Here is a 2051-nt window from a genome sequence, read left to right as displayed (position 1 = left end):
CCCCGTTCCTCGCTCGCGCTGCCCATCACGGTGCCCCTCGCGGGCGTGCAGCAGGCCGCGAACGCCCGCGTCCCCGCCGAGTTCGCCCGGCTGGACGAGACGCGGCCCCTCGCGGGCGGTCTGCTCACGGTGCGGCTCACGGGCACGGTCACCCGCACCGGGCACGTGCGGGTGGGGGCCGCGCCGGAGGGAGACGCGCTGATCGTGCGGGTCCCGCTGCGGGCCGCCTTCCGGGCCGAGGGCCAGGGACTGGGATCGGCGCTGGGCCGCGACTTCGGCGGCGAGGCGACCGTGAGCCTGCGCCTGACGCCCACCCTCTCGCCCGACTGGCAGGCCGGGGTGAAGGTCGCCGGGACGGTGGAGTGGACCGACCCCCTGAGCGTGGAACTGGCCCCCGGCGTGCGGGTCAGCGTGCAGGCGCTGGTCGACGGGCAGGTGCGCTCGGCGCTGGACCGCGTGACCGCCGACATCGAGCGGGCGGTGCGCGAGGGGGCCGACCTGCGGGGCCGCGCCGGGGCGCTGTGGGCACGGGCAGGGCAGCCCTGGACGCTGCCCGCCCCCGAACCCGCCTACGCCCGCGTCACCCCGCGTACCCTGACCGTCAGCCCCTTCCGCTTCACGCCTGAGGCGCTGAAGCTGACGGTGGGCGCGACCTTCGACCTCGCGGCGGGGCTGGGCCGTGCCCCCGCCCAGGCCCCCACGCCCCTGCCCCCGCTGCGGGTGGCCGAGCCACCGTCGCCGGGGGTGTCCCTCGCTGTGCCCGTGCGCCTGCCCTACCCAGACCTCTCACGGGCGGCCACCCGCGCCGCCGCCACGCGGACGGTGACCCTGCCGCTGCCCCTCTCCCCCACCCTGCGGGTGGAAAAGGTCGTGGTGACGGGCCGGGGACCGCGCCTGAACGCCGCCGTCACCGTGCGCGTCTCCGGGCCGCTGGGCCTCAGCGTGCGGGCCACCGCCGATGTGTCGGGCGTGCCTGCGCTGGACGCCTCCGGGCGGGTCGTTACCCTCCGTGACCCCACCGTCGTCACCCGCCGCGAGGGGCTGACCGGGCGGGTGGTGGGCTGGCTGGCAGACGCCCGCGCCCAGACGTACCTGCGGGGGGCGGCCCGCTTCGACCTGACCCCGCAGCTCACGCAGGCGCGGGGACAGGTCCAGGCGCGGCTGCCTTTCACCCCCGTCCCCGGCGTCACCCTGACGGGCAGGGTGGGCGAGTTGCGGCTGACCGGGCTGAGCGTGACGCCAGACGCCCTCGTCGTGACGGCCGCCGCCGGAGGGCAACTCGCGGCGGCGGTGGATGCGGGGAAGGTGCGGTGAGGGATCAGTGGAACGTGGGGAGTGGAACCGGCGCGAACGCCGAGCCGGAGACGCTCGCGGTCAGAGTCCCAGATTCCACCCGGTAGATCACGTCCTGTGGGTGGCTGAGGGCCATCGCCTGCCGGGGGGAGAGCCCCAGCAGATGCATCCTCAGCAGCCGCCCGATCATCTCGTGGGAGACGATCAGGACGTTGCCCCCTCCACTCCTGGAGATGGTCTGGAGCGCACGGGCCGCGCGGGGTGAGGCCGTCTCGTAACTTTCCCCACCGGGCAGGACGGTGCGGTATTTGTCCCGCTCACGGGCAGCGGCCAGGTCTGGAAAACGGTTCACCCTCTCCGCCTTCAGCAGCCCGGCGAGCTCTCCAGCGTCCACTTCGGCCAGGGTCTCCAAGACCGTGAGCGGCACTGCCCGTTCCTCCAGCACAAATTCCGCTGTGCGACGGGCACGGCCCATCGGGCTGGAGTAGGCGTGGCGGAGCGGGACTCCCGAGAGTGTAACCGCGTGAGCGCGTGCCTGAGCCACGCCGAGCGGTGTGAGCGGCGAATCCAGTCGTCCTTGAGGCCGTCCTTCCACGTTCCACTCTGTCTGACCGTGTCGCAGCAGATAGACCACCGGACCGGGTACCACTACCGCCGTCCGAACTGCGTCTGCGTCGTCCCCGATTGGGTCGTGGGCGTCCCCGCTGCCGTGCGCCCGAGCGCCGCGCCTGCGGGCTGGGCGGGGGCAGGCGCCGCCG

General features: G+C 74.5%; 2 protein-coding genes. One reads left to right on the top strand and one right to left on the bottom strand.

All coding sequences use genetic code 11. The features are described 5' to 3' along the window. Positions 1–1314, top strand: a 1314-nt coding sequence (locus tag QOL99_RS14180; RefSeq protein WP_285524773.1) for a DUF4403 family protein, incomplete at its 5' end; no start/stop codon positions are given. Positions 1315–1318: 4 nt separating this feature from the next. Here QOL99_RS14180 and QOL99_RS14175 read toward each other — a convergent pair. Then, complete coding sequence (locus tag QOL99_RS14175; protein WP_285524771.1) at positions 1319–1927, bottom strand: histidine phosphatase family protein; 609 nt, start codon at positions 1925–1927, stop codon at positions 1319–1321. Between the last annotated feature and the right edge of the window lie 124 nt (positions 1928–2051).

The sequence above is a fragment of the Deinococcus rhizophilus genome (assembly GCF_030271215.1).
GTDB lineage: Bacteria > Deinococcota > Deinococci > Deinococcales > Deinococcaceae > Deinococcus > Deinococcus rhizophilus.
The sequence above is the reverse complement of the archived record's forward strand: the minus strand, read 5'-3'. Positions and strand labels throughout refer to the sequence as shown.